Below are 6580 nucleotides of genomic sequence, written 5' to 3'. Positions count from 1 at the left end.
CCCGCCCCGGGGGCCGCCGCGTCAGCCGCGCGGCGGGGGCCGGCCGGGCCTGTCCGGCCCGCTCTCCGCCTCTTCCACCAGCCACTCCGCGAAGGTGCCGAGCGCCTCGCCGACACGGCCTCTGGGCAGGAACAGCCAGTAGCGGTCGCCGGTGTCGATGGCGGTCTCCGACAGGGCCAGGAGCCGGCCGCTCTCCACCTCCTCCCGCACGAAGGAGGGGGAGCAGATGACGATGCCCAGCCCCTCCATGGCCGCCTGGATCGCCAGCGTCGTGCTCTCGAACAGCAGCGGCGGCTGCGCGGCCGCCAGGCCCGATTGCCGCAGCCAGAGGTCCCAGTCCCCGGCGCGGACCTTGCTGCCCAGCAGCCGGGCCGCGGCCGGCCACGGCTCCGCCCCGCCGCGCAGCAGCGACGGCGCGGCGAAGGGCGAGATGACGACCGATTGCAGCCGCCGCCCGCCGAGCGGTGGCGCCGTCCCCGCCGGCACCGTGCGGATCGCCGCGTCCACCCCCTCGCGCGCCAGGTCGACGATGGCGGTGGAGGTGGAGACCTCCACATCGATGCCGGGATGCGCCGCGTGGAAGCGCGGCAGGCGCGGGATCAGCCAGCGCAGCGCCCAGGTGGTGTAGGCGCGGATGCGCAGCGGCGCCGGCCGCGCCTGCAACTGGTCCACCGCCGCCTGGATCTGCGCGAAGCCCGCCTGCAATTCCTCCGCGAAGCGCAGCCCCGCCTTGGTCAGGCCGATGGCGTTGACACCGCGCCGCACCAGCGGGCAGCCCAGGCTCAGCTCCAGGTCGCGCAGCCGCTTGCTGACCGCCGGCTGCGTCACGCCCAGCGCGGCCGCCGCGGCGGTCAGGCTGCCGGTCTCCGCCACGATGCGGAACGCCCACAGGCTCTGGAAGGGCAGGGGGGCACGGGACATCCCGCCACCCTAACATCAGCTTGGGGTGCGGCAAGGAATTCTGGGACTTTTTCGGGGTGCCGCGACGGGCCGAGACTGCCGGCAACAAGGCGCCCGGCGGCATGGCCGCACGGGCAAGCCCCCCGGAGGAGATCTGCCCATGAAACGCCGCACCGCCCTGCTGCTGCTGCCGGCCCTGGCCGGGCTGCGCGCCCCTGCCGTCCAGGCCCAGGGGCGCTATCCCGACCGGCCGATCCGCCTGGTCATCCCCTTCGCGGCGGGCGGCAGCAACGACATCGTTGGCCGCGTCGTCGCCGAGGGGATGGGCGCCCGCCTCGGCCAGACCTTCGTGGTGGAGAACCGGGGCGGCGCCGGCGGCGTGCTCGGCAACGAGGCCGTCGCCCAGTCGCCCAAGGATGGCCACACGCTGCTGCTGGGCGGCAGCGGCAGCTTCCTGATCAGCAGCCTGGTGCAGCCGAAGGTCTCCTACGACATCATGCGCGACTTCGCGCCGATCGGCTTCATCGGCAACGCGCCGAACGTCATCACGGTCAATCCGGGGATCGCGGCCCGCAGCATGGGCGAGCTGCGCGACCTCGCCCGCCGCGCCAACCCGCCGCTCTCCTATGCGAGCCCCGGGGTCGGCACCACGGGCCATGTGCTGGGGGCGCTGCTCGCGCTCGAATTCGGCGCCGAGATGGAGCACATCCCTTATCGCGGCACCGGCCCGGCCATCACCGACGTGCTGGCCGGGCGGGTGCAGATCCTGACCAATGCCGCGGCGCCGCTGCGGCCGCACATCGCCTCGGGCGGGCTGCGCGCCCTGGCGGTGGCCGCCCCGCGCCGCCTCGACTTCCTGCCCGAGCTGCCGACCACCGCCGAGCAGGGCTTCCCCCGCATCCTGTCCTCGACCTGGTACGGGCTGCTCGGCCCCGGCGGCATGCCGGAGGAGCGCGTGGCGGCGCTGCACGCCGCGCTGAACGCCACCCTGGCCGACCCGGCGGCGCGCCAGCGCCTGGCCGCCGAGGGCGTCGAGATCGAGACCAGCCCGACCCCGGCCGATTATGGCCGCTTCATCGAGGCGGATCGCCGGCGCTGGCAGGATGTCGTCACCCGCGCCAACATCCGGGCCGAGTGATGCGCCGCGACCCGCTGCGCCGCATCCTGGTGCTGGACGATTTCGGCGCGGCCGCGCCGGGCGCCGCCGACTGGTCGGGCCTGCCGGTGGCCTTCCTGCACGACAAGCTCGATGCGGCGCAGCTCGTCGCGCGGATCACCGCCGAGGCGGCCGATGCCGTGGTGCTGATCCGCGAGCGCAGCGCCTTTCCCGCCGATCTGGCGCGGCGCCTGCCCGGGTTGCGGCTGGTGGTGACCACCGGGATGCGCAACCGGGTGCTGGACCTCGGGGCCTGCGACGCCGCCGGCATCGCCGTCTGCGGCACGCCCTCCCTGGCTTCGCCCACGGTGGAGCTGACCTGGGGGCTGATCCTGGCGCTCGCCCGCGGCATCCCGGAGCAGGAGCGGCGGCTGCGCCAGGGCGGCTGGCAGCAGGGCGCCGGGCTGGGGCTGGAGGGCGCCACCCTGTCGGTCGCCGGGCTGGGGCGCATCGGCGCCGGGGTCGCCGCCATCGGCCGCGCCTTCGGCATGCGGCTGCTGGCCTGGAGCCCGAACATGACCGAGGCCACCGCCGCGGCCGCCGGCGCCGAGCTGGTCGGCAAGGCGGAGCTGTTCCGTCAGGCGGATATCCTGACGCTGCATCTCGGCCTCGGCCCCGCCACGCGCGGCATCGTCGGCGCGGCGGAGCTGGGGCTGATGCGCCCTGGCGCGCTGCTGGTGAACACCGCGCGCGGCCCGCTGGTGGACCAGGCGGCGCTGATCGCGGCGCTGCGCAGCGGGCAGCTCGGCGGCGCCGCCATCGACACGCACGAGCCCGAGCCGCTGCCGCCCGGCGACCCGATCCTGCAGGCGCCGAACACCCTCCTGACGCCGCATCTCGGCTACGTCACGCGGCAGAATTTTCAACAGTATTTCAACGGCGTGGTGGCCTGCCTGCGGGCCTGGAACGCGGGCGCGGCCCTGCCGCTGCCGCTGAACGACGCCGCCCGAGCCTGACGAGGACCACCTCCATGACCCCGAACTCCGCCGCATCCGACGCCATCCTGCTGCAGGCCGATGGCCCCGTCGCGGTGCTCACCCTGAACCGCCCGGCCGCGCGCAACGCCATCGACGACGCCATGCGCGCGGATCTCATGGCGGCGCTGGACCATGTGGCGCGCACCGACAGCATCAAGGCGCTGGTGGTCACCGGCGCCGGACAAGGCTTCTGCGCCGGGGGCGATGTGAAGTCGATGCAGGCGCGGCTCGCCGTGCCGCCGGGCGAGGTGGCGCTGAATGGCTGGCGCCGGCAGCAGCGCACGCATCACGCCGTCTCCATGCTGCACGCCCTGCCGAAGCCCACCATCGCCGCCGTCAATGGCGCGGCGACCGGCCTCGGCTGCGATGTCGCGCTGTGCTGCGACTTCATCATCGCCGCCGACACGGCGCGCTTCGCCATGAGCTACATCCTGCGCGGGCTGATCCCGGATGGCGGCGGCATGTATTTCCTGCCGCGCCGCGTCGGCCTGTCGCGTGCCAAGGAGCTGATCTTCTCCGGCCGCACCGTGGCGCCGGAGGAGGCGCTGCGCATCGGCCTGATCGACCGCGTGACGGCGGCCGGGACGCTGCTGGAGGATGCCCGCGCCTGGGCCGCCGAGCTGAGCCACGGCGCCCCCGCCGCGCTGGCGCTGAGCAAGACCATCCTCGACCAGAGCTTCGAACTCTCCGTCGAGCAGGTCTTCGCCATGGGCAGCCAGGCGCAGGCCATCTGCTACAGCTCGCGCGAGCACCAGGAGGCGGTCGCCGCCTTCCTCGACGGCGTGGCCCAGCGCCGCGCCGACCGGGCGAAGGGGGACGCGGCATGAGCGCCCTCCGCGCCCTGCTGCGGCCGCGCAGCGTCGCGGTGATCGGCGCCTCCGCCGATGCCGCCAAGATGACCGGCCGCCCGGTCGGCTACCTGCAGAAATACGGTTTTTCCGGTGACATCTGGCCGGTGAACCCGCGCGCCGACAGCATCGCCGGCCTGCCCTGCTACGCCGAAATCGCAGCACTGCCCGGCGCGCCGGACGCCGCCATCGTGCTGCTGGGGCCGGAGCGGGCGGAGGCGGCGGTGCGCGACCTCGCGGCGCGCGGCTGCCAGGCCGCCATCGTGCTGGCCAGCGGCTATGGCGAGGCGAACGAGGACGGCGCGCGCCGCCAGCAGGCGCTGAAGGACGCGGCGGGTCCGATGCGGCTGCTCGGCCCCAACACCATCGGCCTGGTCAACCTGACCGACCGCATGATGCTCTCGGCCACCGGCGCGCTGGAGGTCGGCGACCTCGCCGCCGGCCGCATCTCCGTCGTCTCGCAGAGCGGCGGCATCCTGGGCTCGCTGCTGTCGCGCGCCGCCGATCGCGGCATCGGCTTCGCCAAGCTGGTCTCCACCGGCAACGAGGCCGATATCGACAGCAGCGAGATGATCGCGCACCTCGTCGAGGACGAGGCCACCGACGTCATCGCCGTCTACATGGAGGGGCTGCGGCGGCCAGAATTGTTCAAGCAGGCGGCGCGGCGGGCGGCGGCGCTGGGCAAGCCCATCGTGGTCTACAAGGTCGGCCGCTCCGAATCGGGCGCGCAGGCCGCGACCTCGCACACCGGCGCGCTGGCCGGGGCGGACCGCGTCTATGACGCGCTGTTCCGGCAGCACGGCGTCATCCGCGCCGAGAGCTTCACCGACCTGCTCGACATCCCCGCCGCCCTGGCCAGCGGGCGCCGCATGCGGGGCGATCGCGTCGCCATCCTGACCTCCACGGGCGGCGCCGGCACGCTGCTGGCCGACAATTGCGGCCTGGCCGGCATCGCGGTGCCGGCGCCGGATGCGCCGACGACGCAGCGCCTCGCCACCCTGCTCGGCGAGGACCCCGCCGCCATCGGCCGCAACCCGGTCGATGTGACGCTGGCCGGGCTGCGGCCCGACCTGTTCCGCGGCGCCATCGACGCGCTGCTGGACAGCCCCGGCTATGACGCGGCGGTGGTGGTGATCGGCTCCTCCGCCCTGGCGACGCCGGACATCGTGGCCGGCGCCATCGTCGAATGCCAGGCGCGCAGCGACAAGCCGGTGCTGGCCTATGTCAGCCCGCACGCCCCGCATCTGCTGCGGCTGCTGAACAGCCAGGGCATCCCGGCCTTCGCCACGCCGGAAAGCTGCGCCAGCGTGCTGCGCGCCCTGCACCGCCCGGCGCTGGCGCCGCCGCCGCAGCCGGTGGCGGCGGACCCGTCGGTGCTGGCCGGGCTGCCCGCCGGCAACCTCAACGAGGCCGAGAGCAAGGCGCTCTTCGCCCGCTTCGGCGTGCCGGTGACACGGGAATACGTGGCGGCCGACGCCGATGGCGCCCTGGCCGCCGCCCGGGCGCTGGGCGGCGAGGTGGTGCTGAAGCTGCTGTCCCGCGCCATCGCCCACAAGAGCGACCTGGGCGGCGTGCGCGTCGGCCTGGCGGCGGAGGCGGTGCCGGAAGCCTGCGCCACCATGCTGCGGCGGCTGGCGGCGGCCGGGGCGCCCGCGCCGGAGGGCTTCCTGGTGCAGGAGCGCATCCGCGGTGGCGTCGAGATGATCCTGGGCTTCCACCGCGACCCGCAGCTGGGGCCGGTGATCCTGCTCGGCTCCGGCGGGGTCGCGGCGGAGCTGTTCCAGGACACCACCCTGCGCCTGCTGCCCATCGCCCGCGCCGATGCCGAGGCGATGGTCGGGGAGCTGAAGGCCGCCCGCCTGCTGCGCGGCTATCGCGGCGCCCCGGCGGCGGACATCCCGGCGCTGGTGGACGCGGTGATGGCCTTCGCCGCCATGGCCGGGGCGGCGGGCGAGCGCCTGCTGGAAGCCGAGATCAACCCGCTCTTCGTGCTGCCGGAAGGGCAGGGCGCCCGCGCGGCGGACGGGCTGGCGGTGCTGCGGTGAGCCCCGGCCCGCTGCCCGTGCTGGCCGCCCACGCGGCCGGCTGGCGCCATACCCCCTGGCCGGACGGGCTGGAGCACCATGCGCGGCGGGCGCTGCTCGACTGGTTCGCCGCCACCCTGCCCGGCGCGCGGCAGCCCCCCGCCACCCTGCTGGCGGCGGCCCTGGCGGAGGAGCGCGGGCAGGGCAACGCCCTCTGCTACGTGGACGGCCAGCGCGGTTCCGCCCGCCACGCCGCGCTGCTGAACGGCATCGCCAGCCACACGGTCGAGTTCGACGACATCCACCGCGATTCCGGGCTGCACCCGGGCAGCCCGACCATCGCCGCCGCCCTGGCGGTGGCGCAGGCGCGCGGCGCCGGCATGGACGCGCTGCTGCGCGCCATGGCGGCGGGCTACGAGGTCGGCGGCCGTGTCGCCCTGGCGGTGCAGCCCAGCCACTACCGGATGTGGCACACCACCGCGACGGTGGGCACCATCGCCGCCGCCGTGGCCGCCGCCCTGCTGCTGGGCTGCGAGGCCGAGCAAATCGGCCATGCCATCGCCCTGGCGGCCACCATGGCCGGCGGGTTGCAGCAGGCCTTCCGCGGCAGCGGCATGAGCAAGCCGATGCATGCGGGCCACGCCGCCGAGGCCGGGGTGCTGGCGGCGCGCGCGG

Annotated in this window: 6 protein-coding genes; 5 read left to right on the top strand and 1 reads right to left on the bottom strand. The window is 75.1% G+C overall.

Features of this window, described 5'->3' with window-relative positions; all coding sequences use genetic code 11:
* Positions 1–21 precede the first annotated feature (21 nt).
* The gene (locus HMPREF0731_RS02935) at positions 22–921 is read right to left on the bottom strand and encodes a LysR substrate-binding domain-containing protein (RefSeq protein ID WP_007002522.1); all 900 of its coding nucleotides are present in this window, start codon (positions 919–921) and stop codon (positions 22–24) included.
* Positions 922–1060: 139 nt separating this feature from the next.
* On the opposite strand from HMPREF0731_RS02935, the gene HMPREF0731_RS02930 reads away from it, so the two are divergent.
* The 5 genes from HMPREF0731_RS02930 to HMPREF0731_RS02910 form a co-directional block, all read left to right on the top strand.
* A complete protein-coding gene (locus tag HMPREF0731_RS02930; RefSeq protein WP_007002521.1) occupies positions 1061–2038 on the top strand; it encodes a Bug family tripartite tricarboxylate transporter substrate binding protein in 978 nt (325 codons plus the stop codon).
* The gene (locus tag HMPREF0731_RS02925; protein WP_040611881.1) at positions 2038–3012 is read left to right on the top strand and encodes a D-2-hydroxyacid dehydrogenase family protein; all 975 of its coding nucleotides are present in this window, start codon (positions 2038–2040) and stop codon (positions 3010–3012) included. Before HMPREF0731_RS02930 ends, HMPREF0731_RS02925 begins: the two co-directional genes overlap by 1 nt.
* Positions 3013–3026: 14 nt before the next feature.
* Positions 3027–3860, top strand: coding sequence for an enoyl-CoA hydratase/isomerase family protein (locus HMPREF0731_RS02920; RefSeq protein ID WP_007002519.1), 834 nt, complete (start codon positions 3027–3029; stop codon positions 3858–3860).
* Entirely contained in the window at positions 3857–5926 is a 2070-nt protein-coding gene (locus HMPREF0731_RS02915) for an acetate--CoA ligase family protein (protein ID WP_007002518.1), read from the top strand. Before HMPREF0731_RS02920 ends, HMPREF0731_RS02915 begins: the two co-directional genes overlap by 4 nt.
* On the top strand, positions 5923–6580 hold a 658-nt coding region (locus tag HMPREF0731_RS02910; RefSeq protein ID WP_007002517.1), incomplete at its 3' end, for an MmgE/PrpD family protein. The genes HMPREF0731_RS02915 and HMPREF0731_RS02910, both read left to right, overlap by 4 nt.

Source organism: Pseudoroseomonas cervicalis ATCC 49957 (assembly GCF_000164635.1).
Lineage (GTDB): Bacteria > Pseudomonadota > Alphaproteobacteria > Acetobacterales > Acetobacteraceae > Pseudoroseomonas > Pseudoroseomonas cervicalis.
The sequence above is the reverse complement of the archived record's forward strand: the minus strand, read 5'-3'. Positions and strand labels throughout refer to the sequence as shown.

Excerpts from the sequence above, each read along its gene's own strand:
- HMPREF0731_RS02935 (WP_007002522.1), bottom strand. The coding sequence starts at position 921 with ATGTCCCGTGCCCCCCTGCCCTTCCAGAGCCTGTGGGCGTTCCGCATC.
- HMPREF0731_RS02930 (WP_007002521.1), top strand. The coding sequence starts at position 1,061 with ATGAAACGCCGCACCGCCCTGCTGCTGCTGCCGGCCCTGGCCGGGCTG.
- HMPREF0731_RS02925 (WP_040611881.1), top strand. The coding sequence starts at position 2,038 with ATGCGCCGCGACCCGCTGCGCCGCATCCTGGTGCTGGACGATTTCGGC.
- HMPREF0731_RS02920 (WP_007002519.1), top strand. The coding sequence starts at position 3,027 with ATGACCCCGAACTCCGCCGCATCCGACGCCATCCTGCTGCAGGCCGAT.
- HMPREF0731_RS02915 (WP_007002518.1), top strand. The coding sequence starts at position 3,857 with ATGAGCGCCCTCCGCGCCCTGCTGCGGCCGCGCAGCGTCGCGGTGATC.